We start from the raw sequence: 23,269 nt of genomic DNA, 5'->3' as shown, positions 1-23,269 counted from the left end.
CCCACCATCGGGGGCCAGTCCACCCCGGTCGTCCGTGCGAGGAGCCACAGCACATGTCTGCCACCAACATCGACCGCCGCCGATTCCTGCAGTTCTCCGCGCTGGCCGCTGGTGTCCTGGGCACCGGGGCGCTGACCGGCTGCGCCTCCCGGGCCTCCAGCACCACCGCCGGTACCGGCACCGACCGCCTGCGCATCGGCATCGCCGACGCCACCAAGAGCACCGCGTTAGACCCGCGGGCCATCGGCTACGGCGCCAGTCTCATGGTGCTGCACCACGTCTACGACTCGCTGATGTTCATCGACGGCGGCAAGTACGCCTACGGCCTGGCCGAGTCGGTCACCCCGAACGCCGACGCCACCAAGTGGACGATCAAGATCCGCCCCGACGCGAAGTTCCACAGCGGCAGGCCGGTGACCGCCGCCGACGTGGCGTTCAGCCTCCAGACCATCGGAGCGCCGAAGTCCACCCGCAGCTCGGTGTACGCCGACGTCGACGGCGCCAACATCAAGGCGCTGGACAAGACCACGCTGGAGGTGCCGCTCAAGCGCCCGCGCGGCGACTTCCGCGAGGCCGTCCTGGTGATCTTCTCCGTGGTGTTCCCCGAGGGCACCACCGACTTCACCAAGGTCGACGGCTCCGGCCCGTACACGCTCGACACCAACGACGGCAAGAACGTGGTGCTGCTGGCCAACAAGGGCTACTGGGGCGCCAAGCCGCCGCTGACCCGGCTCGACATCGCCAGGATGGCCGACGCGCCCGCCCGGCTCAACGCGCTCAAGGCAGGCGAGATCGACTACGCGGTGGGCATCTCCGCCACCGGGGCCCAGGCCGAGCGGGCCAACCAGGGCATCGAGCTCAAGCGCGGCGGCGCGGCCAACTCCAACGGCCTGTCGTTCAGCATGAACGTCAACCTCAAGCCGTTCGACGACCCGCGGGTGCGCCGGGCCGTCCGGCTCGCCGTGGACCGCAAGGCGCTGGTGGACAACTCCCTGCTCGGCCTGGCCACCCCGGGCAACGACGTGATCGGCCTCGGCCTGCCCGGCTACGCCGACCTGCCCGAGCGCACCCAGGACCTCAACGGGGCGCGGGAGCTGTTCCAGCAGGCCGGGGTCAGCGAGCTGACGCTGCGCATCGCCGAGCTGGTGCCGGGTCTGGTCGGCGCGGCGCAGCTCTTCGGCCAGCAGCTCGGGCAGGCGGGGGTGAAGCTGAACCTGGAGCAGGTCCCGGCCGACACCTACTACGCCGACCTGTCCTCGCTGGCGAAGACGCCGTTCCAGGGCTTCTACTACCTCAACCGCCCGGCCGCCGTGCACCTGGCCGCGGTGACCAACGCCAAGGCCCCGTTCAACGTGACCGGCCAGGGCGCCGACCACCAGAAGCGGCTCACCGAGGCGCAGAGCACCGTCGACGACACCGCGCGCGCGGCCAGGTTCGCCGACATCCAGCGCCGGTTCCACGACGAGGGCGGCGACGTGCTCTGGGGCTTCCAGGAGCAGGTCGACGCGGCCCGCCCCGGCGTGCGCGACGTGCAGGTGCGCGACTCGCTGCCGCTGTTCATGAAGGCGTCCGCCTGAGGAGGCAACCGTGAGAGCACTGTTGTTCCTGGCAAGAAGACTGCTCGCCGCGGCGGGCACCCTGCTGGCGGTGTCGATCGTGCTGTTCGCGGGCTCGGAGGTGCTGCCGGGGGACGCGGCGGCGGCCTCGCTGGGCACCAACGCCACCGCGGAGCAGACCGCCGCCGTCCGCGCCGAACTCGGCCTCGACCGGCCGCTGGCGGTGCGGTACGCGGAGTGGGTCGGCAACGCCGTGCGGGGTGACCTCGGGGACAGCATCGTCGAGCGCGCCCCGGTCACCGAGATCGTGGCGATCCCGCTGGCGGACACCGCGCTGCTGACCGTCCTCGCCGCGCTGGCGACCATCGTGCTGGCCACCGCGATCGGCCTGGCGGCCGGGCTGCGGCCGGGCAGCAGGCTCGACCGGGTGCTCTCCAGCGGCGCGCTGGTGGCGGTGTCGGTACCGCAGTTCGTCATCGCCGGGCTGCTGGTGCTGCTGTTCTCCACCGTGCTCGGCTGGTTCCCGGCGGTGTCGCTGATCCCGGCGGGCGGGGCGCCGCTGGACCGCCCGGAGATCCTGGTGCTGCCGGTGGCGGCGCTGACGATCTTCGCCGCGGCCTGGGCGTCCCGGCTGATCCGGGCCATCGTCATCGACGCCGACACCGCGCCGAACGTGGAGGCCGCCCGGCTGGCCGGGCTGCCGGAGTCGGTGGTCATCCGCAGGCACCTGCTGCCCGCCACCGTCGGCCCGGCCGCGCAGGCGTTCGCCTGGCTGGCCAGCGCGCTGTTCGGCGGCACGGCGGTGGTGGAGCAGATCTTCAACTACCCGGGCCTGTCCGAGACGCTGGTCAGCGCCGTGCGCCACCACGACACCCCGGTGCTGGAGGGGGTGGGGCTGCTGCTGGCGGCGATCATCATCGGTTCGCTGGTGGTCGCCGACCTCGTCGGGCTCCTGGCCAACCCGAAGCTGAGGACGGCATGACACCCGCGGCACAGACACCTCCCACGCAAACCCTGACCCGGGCCGTGGCACCCGCCCCGCCGCGGAACCGGCGCAAGCTGGTCGGCCTGCTGTTCCTGGTGCCGGGCATCCTGGTGGCGGGCCTGGCGATCATCGGCCCGTGGCTCACCGGCGCGGACCCGCAGCTCATCGTCGCACCGCCGTACACCGAGGCCGGGCCGGGGCTGCCGCTGGGCACCGACGCCACCGGCCGCGACGTGTGGGTGCGGGTGCTCACCGGCGGTCGGCCGCTGATCGTGATCCCGGTGCTGGCCACCATCGCCACCGCCGTGCTCGGCACCGCGCTGGGCGCCGCCGCGGGCTACCTCGGCGGCTGGTTCGACGCGGTGGTGTCCCGGTTCGACGCGCTGTTCCTGGCGTTCCCGCCGATCCTGGCCATGCTGATCCTGCTCAACGGCTGGGGCTACTCGCCGGTGACGCTGATCGCCGCGGTCGTCGTGACCGGGGTGCCGTTCGTGTCCAGGGTGGCCAGGGCGGCCACCGCGCAGATCGTGCACAGCGGGTTCGTCGACGCCGCCGCCGCGCTCGGCGACGGGTCGGCGGCGATCCTGGTCCGCGAGGTCCTGCCGAACATCGCCCGGCCGATCCTGGCCGACGCGGGCACCCGGCTGGCCATCGCCATCACCCTCACCGCCTCGGCGGGCTTCCTCGGCTTCGGCCCGGACGCGCCCAACTGGGGCGCGATGATCAGCGAGAACATGGAGGGCATCACCCTCACCCCGTGGGGCGTCGTCGCCCCGGCGCTCGGGCTCGCGGTCCTCGCCGTCTCCACCAACCTGGCCATCGACCGACTCGCGGGAAAGATCGGCACATGATCGAGATCACCGACCTGACCGTCGCCGACACCTCCGGCCGCGCCGTGCTCGACCGGGTCTCGCTGCACGTCTCCCCCGGTGAGCGGGTGGGCATCGTGGGCGAGTCCGGCTCCGGCAAGACCACCCTGGCCACCGCCCTGCTCGGCGCGATCCGCCCCGGCCTGCGCGCGGTCGGCGGCACCGTCACCTTCTCCGGCACCGACGTCCTCGCCCTCGACCGGCGCAGGCTGCGGGCGCTGCGCCGCGAATCGATCGCCTACCTCGGGCAGGACCCGGCCACCGCGCTCACCCCGACCCTGCGGGTGGGCGGGCAGGTGGCCGAGCTGGCCACCGACCCGTCCCCGGAGTCGGTCGCCCGGCACCTGGCCGGTGTCGGCCTGCCCGGCGACCGGGCGTTCCAGCGGCGCTTCCCGCACCAGCTCTCCGGCGGGCAGCAGCAGCGGCTGGCGCTGGCCAGGGTCCTGGCGGGCGACCCGGAGCTGCTGATCCTCGACGAGCCCACCACCGGCCTCGACGCGATCACCCAGGACCTGGTGCTGCGCCAGATCGAGGAACTGGCCGCCGCGCGCGGCATCACGCTGCTGTTCATCACCCACGACCTCGTCGCCGCCGCGCGCCTGTCCGACCGGCTGGTGGTGCTGCGGCACGGCCGGGTGGTGGAGGAGGGCCCGCTGGCCGCGACGCTGTCGGCGCCCCGGCACCCGTACACGCGGGAGCTGGTGGCGGCGGTGCCGGACGTGGCCGAGGCGTTCGAGAAGTACGGGCACTCGGTGTTCGAGACGTCGCGGGCCCCGCTGCTGGAGGTCCGCGCGCTGGGCGCCGGGCACGGCCGGGGCCGCAAGCGGGTCACCACCGCCCGCGAGGTGTCGTTCACCGTCGAGCGCGGCGAGTGCGTGGCGCTGCTCGGCGAGTCCGGCTCCGGCAAGACCACCATCGCCCGGTGCGTCAGCGGCCACCACCGCCCCGACTCCGGCGAGGTCGTCGTGGACGGGGAGGTCCTGCCCGACGTGCGGTCGCGGACCCTGGCGCAGCGGCGCAAGGTGCAGCTCGTGCCGCAGGACTCGGCGGGCTCGCTCAACCCCCGCCGCACGGTCGGCGCGGCCATCTCCCGGGTGCTGAAGGTGTTGCAGGGCCTCACCGGGGCCGCGGCGGAGGCGGAGACCGCGCGACTGCTCGCGCTCGTCGGCCTGCCCGCGGAGATGGCCGGGCGGCTGCCCCGGCAGCTCTCCGGCGGGCAGCGGCAGCGGGTGACGATCGCCCGCGCGCTGGCGGCCAAACCGGACCTGCTGGTGTGCGACGAGATCACCTCCAGCCTGGACGTGCGGGTGCAGGCCGGGGTATTGGACCTGGTGGCGTCGCTGAGCGAGTCCGAGGGCCTGGGCGTCGTGCTGATCACCCACGACCTGGGGGTGATCGCGCGGATGGCCGACCGGGTGCTGGCGCTGCGCGGCGGCGAGGTGTGCGAGCAGGGCACGGTGCACGAGGTGCTCGGCGAACCGCGGCACGAGTGGACCGCGGCGCTGGTGGCCGCGGTGCCGTCGCTGCGCGCCGAACTGGACGCCCGCGTCGCATGAGCGGCACCCGGCTGCCGTCGCTCACCGGGCTGCGGTTCGCCGCCGCCCTCGCCGTCTTCGCCTTCCACGCCGCCATCGAGGGCGTGTTCGCCGACCCCGGCCTGGGTGCCGGGCTGGGGTCGGCGGTGAGCCGGGCCGGGTTCTTCGGGGTGGAGTTCTTCTTCGTCCTCAGCGGTTTCGTGCTCACCTGGAACCACCGGCCCGGTCGGGCGCGGGCGTTCTGGTGGCGCCGGGCGCGCAAGGTGTACCCGAACCACGTGGTGACGTGGGTGGCGGCGGTCGTGCTGATGGCGGTGGCCGGGCAGGCGGTGGTGGGCTGGCAGGTGCTGCCGAACCTGCTGCTGGTGCACGCCTGGGTGCCGGTGCCGGAGGTGCTGTCGAGCGCGAACATCGTCGCCTGGTCGCTGGCCTGCGAAGTGGTGTTCTACCTGCTGTTCCCATTGCTGCACCGGGTCGTGGCCGGGGTGCGGCGGCTGTGGTGGTGGGTCGGCGGCGCGGTCGCGTTGATCTTCCTGCTGCCCGTGGTGGCGCTGGTGTTCCTGCCGGGCGACCCGGTGGTGGCGACCCCGGGCGGGCCGGTGCCGTTCCACGCCGTCTGGTTCGTCTACCTGTTCCCGCTCGCCAGGGTGCCGGAATTCGTGCTCGGGATGCTCGTCGCCCGCCTGGTGCGCGACGGGCGCTGGACACCGCCGTCGCTGGGCGTCTCGGCGCTGCTGGCCGGGTTGGCGTACCTGGCGGCGTTCACCGTGCCGTACCTGTGGTCGAAGGTGGCGGTCGGCGCGGTGCCGCTGGCGCTGGTGATCGCCTCGGCCGCGGTCGCCGACCTGCGCGGCTCCCCGTCGCCGCTGCGGTCGCGGGCGTTCGTGTGGCTCGGGGAGGTGTCGTTCGCCTTCTACCTGGTGCACCGGCTGGTCCTGGTCACCGGGCACTCGCTGTTGGGCGGCGGGGCGTGGGGCGTGCTCGGCGGGGTGGCGTTCCTGGTCGGCGCGCTCGGGGTCTCGCTGCTGCTGTCGTGGGCGCTGTACACCGGTGTGGAGCGCCCGCTGACCCGGCGAGTTGTCACGGACGGGGAAAAAGCCCGCCGGGGGTGACAAGTTCTTCCCGGTGTTGACGGCACCCTTGACCTGCGGTAACGGGCGTCAATAGCGTCCGTGGGACGGTTCGGTCAGGGGAATGGGGTTTCAGTGGTGGGTGTCCGAAGGCGTGCACTCGGGGTTCTGCTCGCGGCGGCCGCCGTCGTGGGCGGGGCCGTGGCGTTCGTCCAGCCGTCCGCGGTCGCCGCGGGCGGACCGGGAACGCTGGTCAGCTCGACCCCGCTCGCGGCCGGGCAGGTCCCCGCCGGGGCCGGGAGCGGCTACAAGATCCTCTACTCCTCCACCGGCGTCGGCGGCGCCGCCACCGACGTCAGCGGGCTGGTCTACCTGCCGCAGGGCACCCCGCCCCCGGGCGGCTGGCGGGTGCTGTCGTGGGCGCACGGCACCACCGGCCTCGGCGACCAGTGCGCGCCCTCGGCGCTCGGACCCGACGGCTACCTCTCCGGCTGGCTCAGGGCCGGGTACGCGGTGGTGGAGACCGACTACGCCGGTCTCGGCACCCCGGGCAGCCACCCCTACCTCGACGGCAAGGTCGCCGCGCACGGGGTGATCGACGCCGTGCGGGCCGGGCGCGAGCTGGACCCGGGGCTGTCGGCGCACTGGTTCGTCGCCGGGCAGTCCCAGGGCGGGCACGCGGCGATGTTCACCGGGCACGAAGCCGCCGCCTACGCCCCCGAGCTGGACTTCCGCGGCACCATCGGGCACGGCGTGCCGTCGAACCTGAGCTACTTCGTCTCGCTGATCGGCCCCACGTTCCCGCCGTCGCTGATCGGCACCGGCACCAAGACGCTGATCGCGTTCATCCTCGCCGGGATGCGCACCGCCGTGCCCGACTTCGACCTCGACTCGTACCTGACCCCGCTGGGCCGCGACGTCGTGGGCAAGGCCGACACGCTGTGCAACGGGGCGCTCGGCGCGCTGATGGCGCAGACGAACCTGGCGGACATGTTCACCAAGGACCTCGGCCCGGCGTTCCAGCAGGCCTGGGGCGCGGTGTTCGACGTCCCGGTCACCGGCTACGACAAGCCGATCTTCATCGCCCAGGGCGCCCAGGACGACACGGTGCCGCCGTCGCTGACCGGCCAGCTCGTCACGGCGTTGCAGCAGAACAACCAGCCGCTGACGTTCACCTCCTACCCGAGCGGCCACGGCGGCACGCCGGGCGCGGCGCTGCCGGACGCCCTCGCGTTCGCCGACCGGCTGTTCGCGGGCATCACCGACCCGACCACCCCGCCCACCACCCCACCGACGACACCGCCGACCACCCCGCCCGCGCCGGGTCCGGCGGACGTGAAGGCCACCGCGGACCGCGCCCCCGACGCGGGCGGCTGGTACCGCGCGCCGTTCACCGCGAAGTGGTCGGCCACCGCCGCGGCGGGCATCGCCTCCTGCACCACCACGGCCTACCCCGGCCCGGACACCGCCACCGGGTCGCTGACCGGCACCTGCACCGACAACAACGGCAAGAGCGCGGACGCGGCGTTCGCCTTCAAGTACGACGCCACGGCGCCGACGGCGGCCACGACGAGCGGCGGCTACGTCCGCTCCGGCGCTCCCGTCGCGGGCACCGCCGCCGACGCCACCTCCGGCGTGCGCGAAGCCGCGGTCACCTTCGCCGACCTGATGGGCAAGCGCGTCACCCGCCCGGCCACCTGCGCCGCCGACTGCACCACGTGGACGGCGCCGACCACCGGCCTGCGCGGGTTCTACCTGGTGTCCGCGTCCGCCGTGGACGCGGCGGGCAACGCGGGCGCGGCGAGCGCGGCCAGGCTGGTGCTGGTCCTCTAGAACCGGACAACGCGAAACGGCCCGCCCGGGACCACCCGGGCGGGCCGTACGCGTTCCGGGGCTACCAGAAGGAGACGGCGCCGCCCTCGACCGCGCCGAAGATGCGCCACAGCATGCCGTCCTTGACCACGTAGGCGCCGAACGCGACCTCCGTCGTGCCCTTGATGGTCATGGTGCTGCGGGTCATGATCGTGTCGCCGCTGTGGATGTACTCGTCCATCGAGACGAACTCGACGCCCAGGGCCCAGTACCGCTCCAGCACCTCCCGGATCTCCGCGCGCCCGCGCAGGACGCCCTGGAAGCGGGCCCACTCGGCGTCGGGGTGGTACAGCTCGACGAGGGCTTCGAAGTCGCCCCTGGCGGTCGCCTCGGCCATGGCGGCGAAGACGGGGTGGACGTCGGGGGTGGTGGCCGTGCTCGTGGCGGTCATCCGGTGCTGCTCCTCGGGGGTGGGGTACGGAACTCAGGCGACCAGGGTTTCCAGCTTCCTGGCCAGGTGGGCGGGGGTGGGCATGTGCGCCATCTCCAGGCGGATGTCCCTGGCGGACTTGATCAGGGCCTCGTCCTCCAGCAGCCGGGTCAGCTCGGCGGCGGTGACGTCGCGCAACGACCCCTCGATCGCCCCGCCGCGCTCCACGGCCGCCTTGGTGTTGGCGAACTGGTCGGCGAAGGCGGGCATGAGCATCTGCGGGATGCCCGCGTGCAGGGCGGTGAACGTCGTGCCCGAACCGGCGTGGTGCACGACCGCGTCGGAGGTCTGCAACAGCGCCGTCAGCGGCACCCAGCCGCCCAGCTTGACGTTGGCGGGCAGCGGGCCCAGCGCGTCGTAGTCGACCTTGCCCAGGGCGAGGATGAACTCGGCGTCGACCGAGGCCGCCTCCGACACCAGGCGGCGCACCGGTTCCACGCCCACGCGCTTGAGCAGCATCGTCCCGAAGGTCACGGTGATCCGCTTGCGCTCGGGCCTGTCCAGCAGCCAGCGCGGGATCTCCCCGCCGCCGTTGTGCGGCATGTACCGCACGTTCCAGCCATCGGACTCGGCCATGGACTCCGGCGAGACGTCCACGTTGAGCCGCACCGACGGCAGGCCGCCGATGCCGTGCCGCTCGCGCAGGTCGGCCATGTCGGCGAACTGCTGGTCCTCCAGGTCCCTGGTGCGCATGAACCCGATGCCGTGGCTGACCGCGGGCACGCCCAGCTTCGCCGCGGCCACCAACCCGGCGGGCCAGAGCTGCGAGTACACCACCAGGTCCGGCCGCCACGCGGTGGCGATGTCGACCAGCCCGTCGCCGATGGGGCCCGCACCCATCCGCGCCCACAGGAACGACGGGCCCTCCATCTCGGTGAACGGCTTCGCCGCCAGCTCCCGCACCAGGTCGGCGTGGTCGCGCTCCAGGTCCCGGCGGGCCTGGTTCATGTCGAACCCGGGGGCGATGTCTGCCACGTGCAGGCCGGTGGGCTGCACCAGGATGTCGCGGGTGGTGGCCAGCAGGACCTCGTGCCCGGCGGCGCGCAGGCCCCAGGCCAGCGGCACCAGGGGCGCCATGTGCGACGGGTGTGGATTGGGTGCGAACAGGACGCGCATGGGACCCCTCGTTCGTTAGTCGCGTAAGCGGCGTTCGGCCTCGGCGCGCAGCGCGAGCCGGTCGACCTTGCCGTTGGGAGTGAGCACGGGCTCGACCGGCCACAGGTGCCGGGGCAGCATGTAGCCGGGCAGGGCGGCGGCGAGCCGGGTGGCCAGGTCGGTCGTGTCAGAGCCGGTGCCGGTGCCGGTCACGAACACCACCAGCACGCCGTCGACGGCGAAGGCGGTGCCGTCGAGCCCGGGCCCGGCCGCGCGCACGGCGGCCTCGACGTCGCCCAGCTCGATCCGGTAGCCCTGCACCTTGACCTGGTTGTCGTTTCGCCCCAGGTGGACCAGGCCGACGTCGGTCAGCTCGGCGCGGTCGCCGGTGCGGTACCAGGTCTGCCCGTCCAGCTCGACGAACCTGCCCGCGTCGTTGGCCGGGTCGAGGTAGCCGCCGAACATCTGCGGCCCGGTGAACACCAGCTCACCGGCGCTCGGGTGCACGGTGTCGCCGTCGAGCAGGGCGTACCGCATCCCCGGGAAGACCTCGCCGATCGGCACCGTCCCGGTCGCGGCGGCGGTGGCCGCGTCGAACCGGTACCCGGTGCACGCCACGGCCAGCTCGGTCGGGCCGTAGAGGTTGTCGACCACCGCGTTCGGCGCGGCGGCCTGCCAGAAGGCGGCGCTCTGCACCGGCAGCGGCTCGCCGCAGAACATGGTGACGCGCAACCCGGGCAGGCTCCCCGGCCCGAGCGTGCCGCGCCCGCGCAGCGCCCCGGCCAGGCTCGGCGTGGACGTCCACACCGTGATGCCGTGGTCGCGGACGTACCGCAGCGGGTTGAGCGCCTGGAGGCGGTTGAGCACGGTCAGCGCCGCCCCGGAGGCCCAGGCCACCCACACCTCGAACATCGACAGGTCGAACGTCAGCTCGTAGACCTGGCTGAACACGTCGGTCGGGCCGACGTCGTAGCGCTCCAGGCACGCCTGCACGAACGCGCCGATGTTGCGGTGCCGGATCGGCACGCCCTTGGGCTGACCGGTCGACCCGGAGGTGAACAGGATGTAGGCCAACCCGTCGGCCGAACCCGCGGCGGGGGCGCCGAGCAGCGCGTCGCGCGCCTCGGGCACGACCACCGGCACCGACACCGGGCCGGGCCACTCCGCGAGCCGGGGGGCCAGCACCGGCGGCAGCTCCCCGAGGCCGTCGAGCTGCGCGGCACCGGCCGGGTCGACGATCAGCGCGTCGACACCCGCCGCTTCCAGCACCGCCCGGTTGCGCTCCACCGGGAACTCCGGGTTCAGCGGCACGAACACCGCCCCGGCGTACAGCGCGGCGAGGAACCCCACGTGCGACTCCACCGACTTGCTCGCCAGCACCCCGACTCGGCCCGGCGCGGCGTGCCGCAGCAGCGCCCCGGCCCACCGCCTGGCCAGCGCGTCGACCTCGGCGTAGGACCAGGTGGCCGAGTTGATCCGCAGCGCCACCCCGGCCGGGTTCGCCGCCACCCCGTCGAGGAACCAGGAGTGCAGCGGCCGGTCCGCCGTGCGCGCCGGGGTTCGCGGCAGCGCGCGTGCCGCCTCGCCGGGCACGGCCTAACCGGCCAGGCGGTCCGCGGCGATCAGCGAGGTGACCGTCGCCCAGGCCGCCCGGGGGGTGGCGAAGTTGGCGGGCACCAGCTCCTCGTCCGGGAACACCACGCCGTACATCTGCTCCAGCGAGGCGATCAGGCCCACCATGCCGATGGAGTCCAGGCCGAACGCGGACAGCACCAGGTCCGGGTCGAGCGGGGCGTCCATGTCGAGGCTGGGCAGGTAGCAGCGGATGACGCACTCGAACTCGGTGTCCCAGGTCATCGAGGCCATCGTCTTCTCCTTGTTCGTGCGGCCCGGTTCAGGCAGCGTGCACCACAGTGGACAGTTTGTGCGCGAGGTGCGCGGGGGTCGGCATCGCGGCCATCTCCAGCCGGATGTCGCGGGCGCTCTTGACGAGCGAGTCGTCGGACAGCAACCGCTCCAACTGGGCGGCGGTGATCTCCTCCAGCGTCCCGGAGATCGCCGCGCCGCGGGCGGCGACGGTCTCGGCGTTGACGAACTGGTCGCCGAACACCGGCAGCATGAGCTGCGGGATGCCCGCGTGCAGGGCGGTGAACGTGGTCCCGGAACCGGCGTGGTGCACCACCGCGTCGGAGGTCTGCAACAGCGCGGTCAGCGGCACCCACCCACCGGAGCGGACGTTGGCGGGCAGCGGCCCCAGCTCGGCGTAGTCCACCTTGCCCAGGGCGAGGACGAACTCGGCGTCGACCTCGGCGGCCTCGTCGATCAGCCTGCGCACCGGCCGCAGGCCGACCCGCTTGAGCAGCACCGTGCCCAGGGTGACGGTGATCCGCTTGCGCTCCGGCTCCTCCAGCAGCCAGCGCGGGATCTCCCCGCCACCGTTGTGCGGCATGTACCGGACGTTGAACCCGTCGGACTCGGCCATCGACTCCGGCGACACGTCCACGGTCAACCGCACCGGCGGCAGCTCGGCAACCCCGTGCCGCTCGCGGATGTCGGCCATGTCGGCGAACTGCCGGTCCTCCAGGTCCCTGGTCCGCATGAACCCGACGCCGTGGCTCACCGCGGGCACCCCCAGCTTCGCCGCCGCGAGCAGGCCCGCGGGCCAGAGCTGCGAGTACACCACCAGGTCCGGCCGCCACGCGGTGGCGATGTCGACCAGGCCGTCGCCGATGGGACCGGCCGCCATCCTGGCCCACAGGAACGCCGACCCGTCCATGTCCATGAACGGCTTGGACTGCATCTCCTCGACCACATCCGGGTGGTCGCGCTCCAGGTCGAGCCGGGCCTGGCCCAGGTCGAAGCCGGGGGCGATGTCGGCCACGTGCAGGCCGGTGGGCTTGGTGAGGATGTCGGAGGTGGTGGCGAGCAGGATCTCGTGGCCCGCCGCCCGCAGCCCCCAGGCGAGCGGGACCATCGGGAACATGTGCGACGGGTGCGGGTTGGAGGCGAACAGAACGCGCATGGCGGGCACGCTCCTCTGTGGTCTCGTGGGCCGGGTACCAGTCTCGGTGCCCGCGGCCGGTGGCACTGCCTACTTCTGAGCAAGCAGGCGGCGGGCGCGGCGCAGGTCGGCCCGGACCGCGGCCAGGACCCCGGTGCTGTCGCGGAGGTAGAAGTGGTCACCGCGGAACACCCGCAGCCCGAACGGCCCGGTCGTCACCCGCGCCCAGGCCGCGACCTCGTCCGGGTCGGCCAGCGGGTCGGCGTCCCCGGTGAAGCCGAACACCGGGCAGTCCAGCGGCGCCGCCGGGGCGGGCCGGTAGGTCTCGTTCAGCTCGAAGTCCGCGCGCAGCACCGGCAGGAAGAACTCCAGCAGCTCCGGCTGGCGCACCAGCTCCGGCGGCGTGCCGCCCAGGCCCAGCATCTCCGCGACGAAGTCGCCGCTGGGCAGGGCGTGCACGTCGCGGCGGCGGTTGGGGAGCTGCGGGGCCCGCCTGCCGGAGGCGATCAGGCAGCCCGGCCCGGCGTGGCCGGTCTCGCGCAGGCGCTTGGCCAGCTCGAACGCCACGATCGAACCCAGGCTGTGCCCGAAGAACGCGAACGGCCGGTCCAGGTGCGGACCGAGCCCGTCCACCAGGGCGTCGACGAGCGGCCCGATCCGGGTGAACGGCGCCTCCCGGACCCGGCCCTCGCGGCCGGGCAGCACCACCGGGCACACCGCGGTGTCCTCGCCCAGCGCACCCCGCCAGGGGCGGAAGAACCCGCCCCCACCGCCCGCGTGCGCGAAGCAGAACAGCCGGGTGGGCGCGTCGTCGGCGAGCGCGTCGCCGCTGATCCATCCGGCCACGGTCAGCCCCACGCGTACTGTCGGTGGTACTCGCGGACCCCGGTGAACAGCAACTGCTCCTTGCGGTCCGGGACGCGGTCGAGGATCGGCGCGTAGCCCGCCGGGTCGATGTCGCGGTCGGGCACCGGCACCAGGCACTGCTTGTTGACGGCGAGGGCGGCCAGGTACTGGTCGAAGTCGATCTCGACCCGCTTTGCCAACCGCTCGCCGATGCCCATGGTGGCCAGCTTGTCCTTGGCGGCCGGGCCGGTGATCCCGCTGAAGAACTCGCTGGAACACCCGGAACCGTAGGAGAACAGGCCGACGCGCACGGGCTCGGTGAGCGGCGCGGAGTCGATCAGGCTGGCCAGCGCCAGGTACACCGACCCGGAGCACAGGTTGCCCACGACACTCGGGTACACCAGCGACGGCGCCACCCGGCGCTCGAAGTCCGCCGCCACCTCACCCGGCCCGCGCACCCCGTGCTCGCGCAGCAGCTTGCGGTGCCCCGCCTTGACCAACCCGGCGAACGGGGTGTGCATGACCAGGTGGTCGAAGGTGGTCATGAAGTCCGCGCCGTCGACCTTCGACCGGTAGTCGGCCACGCTGTTGCTGAAGCAGTCCAGGTAGGCGAACAGGCTGCGATCCACGTCGGCGATGTCGAAGGTCGGCTCCGGGCGCGCGGAGTCCAGCGTCTCGTAGCTGTAGTTGCCGAACGCACCCAGGTCGAACTCCAGGATGGTGCCCTCGTCCCCGACCAGCACCGCCGCGGCGCCGTGGCCCGCGGCGGGCTCGGAGTACTCGGCGTGCTCGTCCACCACGGCCACGTCGGTGGCGATCACCAGCGCCTTCGCCCCCGGGGAGATCCCCGACGCCAGGTAGCCAGCGGCGAGCTGGATCGCCCCGGTCGCGCCGTAGCAAGCCTGCTTGACCTCGAAGAACCGGCAGTTGCGGGACAGCCCCAGGTACTCGTGCACGTAGGAGGCCACCGACTTGCTCAGGTCCACCCCGGACTCGGTGGAGGTCACCAGGACCTCGATGCTCGCCCGCTCCTCGTCGCTGAGCGCCGCGACGATCGGCAACGCCGCGTTGACCGCGTTCGTCACCGGGTCCTCGCACGGCAACCCGATGGACCGGCGGGTCATCATCAGGTTCTCGACGCGGCCCGGGTCCAGGCCGCGACCGCGGAACAGCTCCGGCACGGTGGCGTAGGCGTACCCGCAGTGGACGTTTAGCGCCTCGATCCCGGTCACCGCGTGCTCCGCTCGGCGAGGAAGGCGACCAGGCGGTCCACGTCCGGGACGGCGGAGAAGTCCGACATCGGCGCCTGCACCCCGAAGTGGTCCATCAGCGCCAGGATGATCTCCACCCGGTCCACCGAGTCCGCGCCGAGGTCCTTGAGGTGCTTGTGCCCGGGGATGTCGGTGACCTCCGGCAGGATGTCGCTGACGACCTCGCGCACCACGGTGAAGACCTCGCTGTGGGTGGATTGTGTGCTGGTCACCGGGACACCTCCGGGGTGGTCAGGTGGATCGTGGCGACGGCGATCGCGCGCCCGGTCGTGCGGTCGGTGGCCACCACGGTGAACACCTCGTGCCGCGGGTCGTCGACCGACCGGTAGGCCTGCACGGACACGCGCAGGACGGAATCGGCGTCGGCGTTGCCGAGGTAGCAGAGCTTGTGGTCGGTCACCACCCGGGTCAGGAAGGAGGCGTCCGAGCGGCCGAGCCTGCGCCACAGCTTGAGCAGCGCCCGGTCCACGATGGAGAAGTAGGAGGCGAAGTAGATCAACCCGACGCCGTTGATGTCGCGGGTGATGTCGATCTGATAGTCGAAGCTGGCCGTCCCGACCTGGTGGAACCCGGGGTCGGCGACGTCGTGGAACGTGTGCGAGGTGCGCGCCTGCTTGTAGGCCAGGCGGGGCGAGTACCGGGCGGGCAGCGTCGGCAGGTGCCCGTGGCGGAAGTCCGGGGGCGAACTCTTGACCAGCCCCACGTTACTGCCCTCGGCGCTGCGGGTCACCCAGCGGTTGAAGTTCTGCACGTAGAGGCAGTCCGGCCGCGGGTCCTCGAAGAACTCCACCGGGTCCACGGCGGTCCTGGCCGAACCACCACCGCTGCGGCTGATCCGGTGCAGGGTCAGCACGGACTCACTGCCGTAGTCGAAGGAGCTGGAAGCCACCTCGATGCGGTCGCCGAAGGTCAGGCCACCGTGGTGGAACTCCGGGCTGCCCTGGATGTGGTAGTAGTAGAACGCCAGGTAGGTGGGATTGCCGTCGGCGTCGCGGGCGGCGAAGACGTTGGTGTCGCACAACGCGGTCACCGTCTCCCACGTCCAGTCCCCGACCTGGCCGACGAACAGCGAGTTGTGCCCGCACATCCCCGGCCGGACGGTCAGCCGCCGCCACACGGAGTGCCCGTCCACCACGGCGAACTCCGGCTGCTCGCCCCGGCTCGGCGCTGCGCTCTCCGGCGCTGTGTTGTCCGGCGCTGTGTTGTCCGGCGCGGTGTCTGCCACCGGTTCTGCCACTGTCGCGGTCATGCCCTCACTCCGTTCAGCGCGTCGCGCTCGGCCAGGAAGCCAGCGATGAGCCGGTTGGTCTCCTCCGGGCTGGTCAGGTTCGGCCAGTGCCCGGCGTCGGCCACCTCGTGGTACCGACTGTCCTCGATCGACCCGTGCAGGAGATGCGCCGTTTTGAGCGGAATCACCGTGTCGTGCCGCCCCTGCACGATCAGGGTGGGCACGGAGATGTCCGGCAGCCGGGTCAGCAGGTTCGGCTGGGCGGCGAACACGTCCAGGTAGCGCAGCCCGGTGCGCGGGTCCATGCTCTCGCTGCGCAGCAGCAGCTCCTCCAACCGGGCGCGGTCGGCCCGCAGCCGCTCGGAACCGGTCTTGGCGATGACGTTGTCCAGGTCCTCCCTGGCCACCACCGACAACCGGTTGACCTCCCCGGACCGGTTGCCCAGCTTGTAGGAGCTGCACAGCAGCGTCAGCGAGGCGGTGAACTCCGGGTACCGCAGCGCGAACACCTGGGCGGTGATCCCCCCGAAGGAGGCCCCGGCCACGTGCACCGGCCCGGTTTCCCCGAGCGCCGCCAGCGCCCGCCGGGTCAGGTCCGCGATCCCGTCGTAGGTCAGGTCCCGCGCGGCGGTCGTGGCCCCCACCCCGGAGTGGTGCACCACGGTCACGCGGTAGGACTGCGCCAGCGCGGCGAACTGCGGCCCGAACAACCCGGCCCCGATGTTGAACGGCAGCATCAGCAGCAGCGTCCGCCCGGACCCGGCGGTGAACACCTCCACGTCCCCGTCCTCCAGGGCCAGGACCTGCCGCCGGACGTCGGGGTTGTACTCGCGCAGGACCTCCAGGTTCTCGCTGCGCGCCTGGTGCCCCTCGGCCATGGCCTCCCGGATGTCCTGGGGCACCCGGTCGGCCGGGTGGTAGGCGGCGAGCGGCCCGGTCTCCCCGGTGGCGGGCACCAGGTCCGGGATCGGGGTCGGGTCCGCGAGGAACGCCAACAGCCGGGTGGTGATCGTCCCGATGTCGGTCAACCCCAACGGCACGGCGAGCCGCACCAGGTTCTCCCCCGCCAGGTGCCCACCCGCCCGGATGCCGGTGACGCGGTAGAGAGCGGTCAGGAAAGCCTGCACCGGGTGGGCGTGGGTGGCGGAGAGGTGGGAGACGTCGAGCAACACGCAGTGCGCGTCCCCCCCGCCGCGCACGGCCGCCCCACCCTGCTCCAACGCCGTCCGCAACGTCGTCACCTGGGCGACCCGCCTAGCCGTCGCCTGTTCACTCCAGGCCCGGTCGGCCAACGCCTTGGCCAGGGTGGTCCGCGCGTGCAGCCCGATCTCGTGCCCGCGCGAAGCCACCCGCTCGTTCAGGTGGTGCGCCACCTCCGGGTCACTGGTCGCCACCACCCCACCGAAGTCCACCCCGAAGTCCTTGGAAAGACTGAGCGTCACCGCGTCGGCCAACCCCAGGACGTCGGTCACCACGTCCCACACCGGCCGCTGCTGCCCCGGCTCCAACCGAGTGATCGCCAACGCGTTCTCCAACACCCGCGTCGCGTCGAGGACGAGCGGAACCCCGTGCAACCGGGCGGTGTCCCGAACCCGCCGCAGGTTCCCCAACGACATCGGCGCCCCACCCCGCGAATTCGCCCCCACCTCCACGCACACGAAGGCGGTCCCCCGCTCCAACGCGGCGTCCAACGCCTCGATGTCGAGATCCCCACCGAACGGGCAATCCAGGTCGACGGTGGGCACCTCCCGGGGCTCCAACCCGTTGTCGACGAGGTTGAAGTACCAGGACGGGAACACCCCGTTGTGCAGCACAACCCCGCGCCGCGGCCACGCCCGGCACAGAGCGGCCTCGGCGGACTTCCCGGACGCGGTGGGCACGATGGTGTCGAAGGGGAGCGTCCCCGCGATCGCCCGCCCGGGCGCCCCCTCCAACTCCCGCCGCCGCTGCCCCACCGCGGCGTGCCCCAACTCCGCCCACGAGTCGGTCAGCAGGTCGAACTCGACAGCGGCCGACGGCACCAGCAACGGGTTGTGCCCGTGATCGGCCAACACCCGATCCCGATCCCCCAACGCGACATCAGCGGTGACCCGAGCCACCCCGGCGATCCCGGCCGCCCCACCCGCGGAACCACCGGCACCCACCTGGCCAGCCACACCCGCCGAATCGGACCCGCCTGCCCGCCCAACCGCGCCCACCGAGCCCGCCTGCCCCGCCGTACCCACCGGACCGGACGTGCCCACCAAGCCGGACGCACCCACCGAGCCACCAGCACCCACCCGGCCAGCGGTGCCCACCGAGCCCGCGTCGCCCACCCGGCCACCGGCACCCACCCGGCCAGCGGTGCCCACCGAGCCCGCATTGCCCACCCGGCCACCGGCACCCGCCAAGGCAGCGTCGCCCACCTGACCAGCGGTGCCCACCGAGGCAGCGGCACCACCCGCGCCGACAGCACCTCCCGCAGCCGCAGCACCCGCCGCACCCACAGCACCGACACCCGCCGCGGTCCCCCCACCGCCCAAGATCATCCGGCCCTGGGGACCCCCGATTTCCACATTACCGTCCACACCCGACAATCCGGAACCTGCGCCGTCGGCCCTGTGGACAACCTCCGTCAGCGCCTCGGCACCCGCACCCCCACCAGCCGTCCCCAAGATCAACTTTCCCGGGGGACCCCCGTTTTCAACGTTACCCGGGGGGACCGACGGTTCGGAACCTCCGGCGGCGGTCCTGTGGACAACCGGGGGCGTGGACTGGCGGGCGGCGCGGTTGGCCGGGTTGGCGATCATCAGGATGATGTCGGCGACGTCGGCGTTGGGGACGCCCGCGGGCCTGCACAGGTAGACCGGGAGGTTCGTGGTGCGGAACTTGTTCTTGAAGCGGAAGTTCCCGTCGCCGGTGAAGATGCCCTGGGAGCGGAGCTCCTCCAGGCCCGCCTCCAGGTCGGGGTCGGCGTTGGGGGAGTTGGCGACCTTCGCGCCGAAGCTGCCGCCGAAGCTGAAGACGGTGGCGCCCTCGGCCACGGTCCGCTCGATGATCTTCACCACCGTCCACTCCAGACCGCCGAGCGGCATGTCGTGGCGGTAGAACTCCAGGTCGAGCAGGTAACCCGCCTGCGACGGGATCTTGGTGACGATGACGGCGCTGACGATCCGGTCGGCGACGCTGGTGAGGAACATGCGGTGCCGGGGGGCCAGCACGCCGTGGCCGATCTCCTCCCGCACCGTGTGCACGTACGGGTTGACCATCGGCTTCCCGTCGGCCCACTCGTCGATGATCTCGGTGATCTGGCGGTCGACCGCCGGGTCGGAGCCGACGGCGTACTCGGTCAGCGCGCAGCGGCCCGCGCGCTCGAACTTGTTCAGCACGTACCGCAGCCGCTGCATCTTGCTGCCCTGCACGGTGAACGTGCTCAGGTCGTCGAGCCGCTGCAACGCGCCGAACGGGGTCGCGGTGAACGGGATGCCGTCCGCGTCCTCCAGGCGGTCGAGGCCGAGCAGGTTCGGCTGGAGGCCGTTGGCCGCCGCGTACTCGGTGTACTCGCGCGCCAGCCGCGGGAAGTACGCGTCCGGACCGACGTAGCTCCAGGAGAAGATCACCCGGTCGCGGCGGGAGAAGTTGAAGTACCCCTTCCGCTCCGCACCGAGGAAGATCAGCGGCGCGATGTCGCGGCCCGGCAGCCCGCCCTCACGACCGTGGTCGCGCTCCAGCTCGGCGACGACGGCCGCGAACTCCGGCCGCTCGTCCAGCCGGTCCTTCTCCAGCACGGTCCAGTCGCCACCGCCGATGACCATCGTGGGGACGAACGCGCTGTCCACGGTGGCCAGCTTCGCGGCGATGTCATCACCCAGCTGGGCGGTCAGCTCCGCCACGGTCGGGTGATCGAAGAGGAGCGTCTTGCGCAGCGCCCCGAACCGCTTCTCCAGCGCCCCGACGACCCGCAGCATGTCGAACGAGCTGAACCCGTTGTCGGTGAACGACACGGCCGGGTCCACGTCCCGCCCCAGCTCCTCGGCGATGAACCGCCGCACCAACTCCACCGGCTCCCCCACCGGCACGGCAGGCGCCGCCACGACGGCCGGGGTCTCCACCACCGGCGCCGGGGCCACCGGCGCAGCGGCAACCGGCGACGCGGCAACCGGCAGCGGGGCGACCACCACCGGCCCGGCGGCAACCGGCGACGCGGCAGCCACCACCGGCCCGGCGGCCATCGGCGGCACCGCGGCGAGCGCGGGCACCACGGCCGCAGGCTCAGCTACCGCGGGCTGAGCCTGCACGGGCTGGGCGGACGCGGTGATCCCCAACCCCGCCACGAAGGCGTCCAGCTCGTCGATGGTGTCGTACTCGTACAGCTCGGCGGCGGTCAGCTCGGTGCCCAGTTCGGCGTTGAACAGGCGGGCGAAGTCCATCCGGAAGATGGAGTCGAGCCCCAACTCGGTGAACGAGGAGTCGTCGGCGATCTCGTCGGTGGGGATGCCGAGGATCTCCGACAGCTTCTCCCGCACCGACTCCCGCAGCCCCGCACCCGCACTGCTCGCGGGCTGCACGGCGACCGGCGCGGCCACGGCCACCGGGGCCGGGGCGACGACCGGTGCGGCCGGGGGCGCGGACCGGGTCGGGGTGCTCAGGACGAGCTTGGGTCCTCGTGGGCGGGGGCTGGACATCGCTCGTCCTCCGGTGTCTGTGCTCGAACTGGTGGGTCGGTCGGGTGAGCCGGTTCGGGGGGTGGGAACGGTGACGGGAAGCCTCACCTCGGCTGCGGCGCCCACCACTTGCGGCGACTCCGCGACCTTGTGGGCCGCTGCCACGCCGGGCTCGGCCACCGGCACGTCGGCCCCGGGAGCGGTGTGGGCGGGAACCGCCGTGGTGGTCTCCCCGCCCGGTGCCGCGGGCCGGTCGACCGGGGTGAACCAGTGCCGGGTGGTGGCGAAGGGCACCGGCGGCAGCGGCACCCGGTTCGGCCTGCGGTGACCCCACCACTGCTGCCACGGGACCTCCGCGCCCGCGGCCCACAGCCGGGCCAACTCCTCCGCGGGCTCGTCGCCGGTGGCCGGGGCCGCGTTCTTCACCGCCGTGCCGCGGACCCCGTCGAGGGTGCGGAGCCGGGCGACGAGGTCGGCGCGGTCGCTGGTCGCGATCACGAGCCGGGCGGCCCTCGGTGCCCGACCGGTTTGCAGCGTGTGGGCGACGGTGGCGAGGTGGGCCGCCGGCGTGGCCTCCAGGTGGTCGGCCAGCGCGGTGGCGTAGCGGGCCAGCGACTCCTCGTCCGGCGCCGACAGCGGGACCAGGTACCGCCTGCCGTCCACGGTGGCGCACCGCGGCCGCGCCGGGCCGTTCTCCAGCACCAGGTGCGCGTTGGTCCCGCCGAACCCGAACGAGCTGATGCCCGCCCGCAGCACCGGCACACCCGCGTCCGGCACCGGCTCCCACACCCGCGCGGCGGACAGCACCTCGAACGGCGTCCCGGCCAACCGCAGGTACGGGTTCGGCGAGGAGTAGTGCAGGGAGGCGGGGAGCACGCCGTGGCGCATCGCCAGGACCACCTTGAGCACGCCCGCGATCCCGGCCGCGGCTTCCAGGTGGCCGATGTTCGTCTTCACCGTGCCCAGGGCGATGTGGCCGGAGGCGGGCAACCCGCGGGACCCGTACAGCTCGGTGAACGCCTTCTTCAACCCCTCCGCCTCGATCGGGTCACCGAGCCGGGTGCCGGTGCCGTGCGCCTCGACGTAGGTGACGGTGTCCGGGTCGACCCCGGCGTCGCGGTGCGCGCGGACGAGGACGCGGGCCTGGGCGAGCGGGTTGGGGGCGGTGAGGGAGGTGCTGCGCCCACCGTGGTTGACGGCGCTGCCCTTGATCACCGCGTACACGTGGTCGCCGTCGTCGAGGGCGCGGCGGAGCGGCTTGAGCAGCACCGCGCCCGCGCCCTCCCCGCGCACGTACCCGTCAGCGGCGGCGTCGAAGGTCTTGCACCTGCCGTCCGGGGACAGCATCCCGGACTTGGTGAACGCGATCAGCAGCCCCGGGCTGAGGATCACGTTGACCCCACCCGCGATGGCCTGCGCGCACTCCCCCGCCTGGATCGACCGCACCGCCCGGTGGATGGCCACCAACGAGCTGGAGCAGGCGGTGTCCGCCGTCTCGCTCGGCCCGCGCAGGTCGAGCAGGTAGGAAACCCGGTTGGCCAGCACGGAGTGCGCGATCCCGGTGGCGGTGTGCGCCTCGACGGCGACACCGTGCTCCTTGAGCAGCTCGTCGTAGTCGGTGGTGGCGACCCCGGCGAACACCCCGGTCTCGGTGCCCGCGAGCGCGCTCGGCCGGTACCCGGCGTCCTCCACCGCCCGCCAGGCCTGCTGGAGGAACAACCGCTGCTGCGGGTCCATCACCGCCGCTTCGCGCGGGGAGATCCCGAACAGCTTGGCGTCGAAGGCGTCGATGTCGTCGAGGAACCCGCCGCGCGCATCCCGGCTGTCCGGGTTCGCCCGCAGGTCGGCCCGGTCCTCCGGCACGGTCCGCACCAGGTCGGCCCCGGCCACCAGGTTCGCCCAGAACCCACCCGTGTCGGCGGACCCCGGGAACACCCCGGCGATCCCCACGATCGCCACCGGCTCCGCGGCCGAGTAGCCGCCCGCGGCCACCCCGACGGGCGATTCCACGCTCCCCGGCCCAGCCTGCTCCGTGCGGCCCGAACCGACCTCAGCGCCCCCGCCGTGCGTCCCGGCGCTCCTGCTCGACCCAGCAGCCCCGCTCACCTCGGCACCCACAAACGACTCGGCGGCTTCGCCCGACCCAGCACTCGCAGGTGGCCCAGCAGCCTTTCTCCGTTCGGAACTCACAGGTGGCTCAGCAACCCCGCCCAGTCCTCCACTCCCACGTGGCCCGGCAGCCTCTCGCAGCCCGACATCCACACCTGGTCCAGTGGCTTCGCTCAGTCCGGCGCTCCCGATCGGCCCGGCAGGCTCGCCCAGCCCAGCATCCGCACCTGGCCCGGTGGACTCGCTCAGTCCAGTGCCCCCGAGTGGCTCAGTTGCCTCTCGCGGCACAGCACCCGCAAGTGGCTCAGCGGCCTTGCCGAATCCGGCGCTCCCGCTCGGCTCAACAGTTCCGCGCAGCCCAGCGCCACCACTCACCTGAGAATTCCCGCCGAACGCGGAATCACCCCTCACCCCAGCGTTCCCGCCCACCCCGGCGCCATCCCCCACTCCAGCTCCACCACCCAGCCCAGCGGACCCACTCCGCGCCCCGACGATCAACCCCGACAGCTCCCCTGTGGACAGCTCCCCGAGTTGCCCACAGGCAAGATCCACATCAGCCGTTCCGTCGCCCACCGGCGGTAGACTGGCCTCGGGGTCAGCCCCCTGGGTGCGGTGGGGCATGTGGGGCGCGCGCGCGAGGGGGGTCGGGGGGGCGGGGGTCAGGGCGGTGGGGTGTTGGGTGCGGAGGTGGTCGGCGAAGGCCAGCAGGTCGGGGCACTCGAAGAGGACCGTGGGGAGGAGTTCCAGGCCGAAGCGGTC

General features: G+C 73.0%; 16 protein-coding genes. 6 read left to right on the top strand and 10 right to left on the bottom strand.

Annotated features, from left to right (window positions below; all coding sequences use genetic code 11):
• The first annotated feature begins 53 nt into the window (after positions 1–53).
• The 6 genes from UO65_RS04600 (at position 54) to UO65_RS33040 (ending at position 7,848) form a co-directional block, all read left to right on the top strand.
• Positions 54–1,577, top strand: a complete 1,524-nt coding sequence (locus UO65_RS04600; RefSeq protein ID WP_035279046.1) for an ABC transporter substrate-binding protein — start codon at positions 54–56, stop codon at positions 1,575–1,577.
• A 10-nt stretch (positions 1,578–1,587) separates the two neighbouring features.
• The gene (locus UO65_RS04595; protein ID WP_035279045.1) at positions 1,588–2,538 is read left to right on the top strand and encodes an ABC transporter permease; all 951 of its coding nucleotides are present in this window, start codon (positions 1,588–1,590) and stop codon (positions 2,536–2,538) included.
• Positions 2,535–3,392: an ABC transporter permease gene (locus UO65_RS04590; RefSeq protein WP_063935881.1), complete on the top strand. Its 858-nt coding sequence runs from the start codon at positions 2,535–2,537 to the stop codon at positions 3,390–3,392. The genes UO65_RS04595 and UO65_RS04590 overlap by 4 nt, the downstream gene beginning before the upstream one ends.
• Positions 3,389–4,966, top strand: coding sequence for an ABC transporter ATP-binding protein (locus UO65_RS04585; protein WP_035279043.1), 1,578 nt, complete (start codon positions 3,389–3,391; stop codon positions 4,964–4,966). Before UO65_RS04590 ends, UO65_RS04585 begins: the two co-directional genes overlap by 4 nt.
• On the top strand, positions 4,963–6,057 hold the full coding sequence (locus UO65_RS04580; RefSeq protein ID WP_035279042.1) for an acyltransferase family protein: 1,095 nt from the start codon (positions 4,963–4,965) through the stop codon (positions 6,055–6,057). Before UO65_RS04585 ends, UO65_RS04580 begins: the two co-directional genes overlap by 4 nt.
• 96 nt (positions 6,058–6,153) lie before the next feature.
• Positions 6,154–7,848, top strand: coding sequence for a lipase family protein (locus UO65_RS33040; RefSeq protein WP_152551980.1), 1,695 nt, complete (start codon positions 6,154–6,156; stop codon positions 7,846–7,848).
• Positions 7,849–7,909: 61 nt separating this feature from the next.
• Here UO65_RS33040 and UO65_RS04570 read toward each other — a convergent pair whose 3' ends face one another.
• From UO65_RS04570 to UO65_RS04525, 10 genes are all read right to left on the bottom strand, one after another.
• A complete protein-coding gene (locus UO65_RS04570) occupies positions 7,910–8,278 on the bottom strand; it encodes a nuclear transport factor 2 family protein (RefSeq protein WP_035279040.1) in 369 nt (122 codons plus the stop codon).
• 33 nt (positions 8,279–8,311) lie between these two features.
• Positions 8,312–9,433: a nucleotide disphospho-sugar-binding domain-containing protein gene (locus UO65_RS04565; protein WP_052020701.1), complete on the bottom strand. Its 1,122-nt coding sequence runs from the start codon at positions 9,431–9,433 to the stop codon at positions 8,312–8,314.
• 15 nt (positions 9,434–9,448) lie between these two features.
• Positions 9,449–11,005: an AMP-binding protein gene (locus UO65_RS04560; RefSeq protein ID WP_052020699.1), complete on the bottom strand. Its 1,557-nt coding sequence runs from the start codon at positions 11,003–11,005 to the stop codon at positions 9,449–9,451.
• 3 nt (positions 11,006–11,008) lie between these two features.
• Entirely contained in the window at positions 11,009–11,278 is a 270-nt protein-coding gene (locus UO65_RS04555; RefSeq protein ID WP_035279039.1) for an acyl carrier protein, read from the bottom strand.
• Positions 11,279–11,306: 28 nt separating this feature from the next.
• Positions 11,307–12,434, bottom strand: coding sequence for a nucleotide disphospho-sugar-binding domain-containing protein (locus UO65_RS04550; protein ID WP_035279038.1), 1,128 nt, complete (start codon positions 12,432–12,434; stop codon positions 11,307–11,309).
• A 69-nt stretch (positions 12,435–12,503) separates the two neighbouring features.
• The gene (locus UO65_RS04545; protein WP_052020710.1) at positions 12,504–13,259 is read right to left on the bottom strand and encodes a thioesterase II family protein; all 756 of its coding nucleotides are present in this window, start codon (positions 13,257–13,259) and stop codon (positions 12,504–12,506) included.
• 2 nt (positions 13,260–13,261) lie between these two features.
• Positions 13,262–14,491, bottom strand: a complete 1,230-nt coding sequence (locus UO65_RS04540; RefSeq protein ID WP_035279037.1) for a hydroxymethylglutaryl-CoA synthase family protein — start codon at positions 14,489–14,491, stop codon at positions 13,262–13,264.
• Positions 14,488–14,742, bottom strand: a complete 255-nt coding sequence (locus tag UO65_RS04535) for an acyl carrier protein (RefSeq protein WP_035279036.1) — start codon at positions 14,740–14,742, stop codon at positions 14,488–14,490. The genes UO65_RS04540 and UO65_RS04535 overlap by 4 nt, the downstream gene beginning before the upstream one ends.
• On the bottom strand, positions 14,739–15,779 hold the full coding sequence (locus UO65_RS04530) for an LnmK family bifunctional acyltransferase/decarboxylase (protein WP_084175308.1): 1,041 nt from the start codon (positions 15,777–15,779) through the stop codon (positions 14,739–14,741). Before UO65_RS04530 ends, UO65_RS04535 begins: the two co-directional genes overlap by 4 nt.
• On the bottom strand, positions 15,776–22,411 hold the full coding sequence (locus UO65_RS04525; protein WP_161784427.1) for an alpha/beta fold hydrolase: 6,636 nt from the start codon (positions 22,409–22,411) through the stop codon (positions 15,776–15,778). The genes UO65_RS04530 and UO65_RS04525 overlap by 4 nt, the downstream gene beginning before the upstream one ends.
• Positions 22,412–23,269: the final 858 nt, after the last annotated feature.

Origin of the sequence: Actinokineospora spheciospongiae (assembly GCF_000564855.1) — a bacterium.
Lineage (GTDB): Bacteria > Actinomycetota > Actinomycetes > Mycobacteriales > Pseudonocardiaceae > Actinokineospora > Actinokineospora spheciospongiae.
This window is presented reverse-complemented; position numbering and strand designations above follow the sequence as displayed.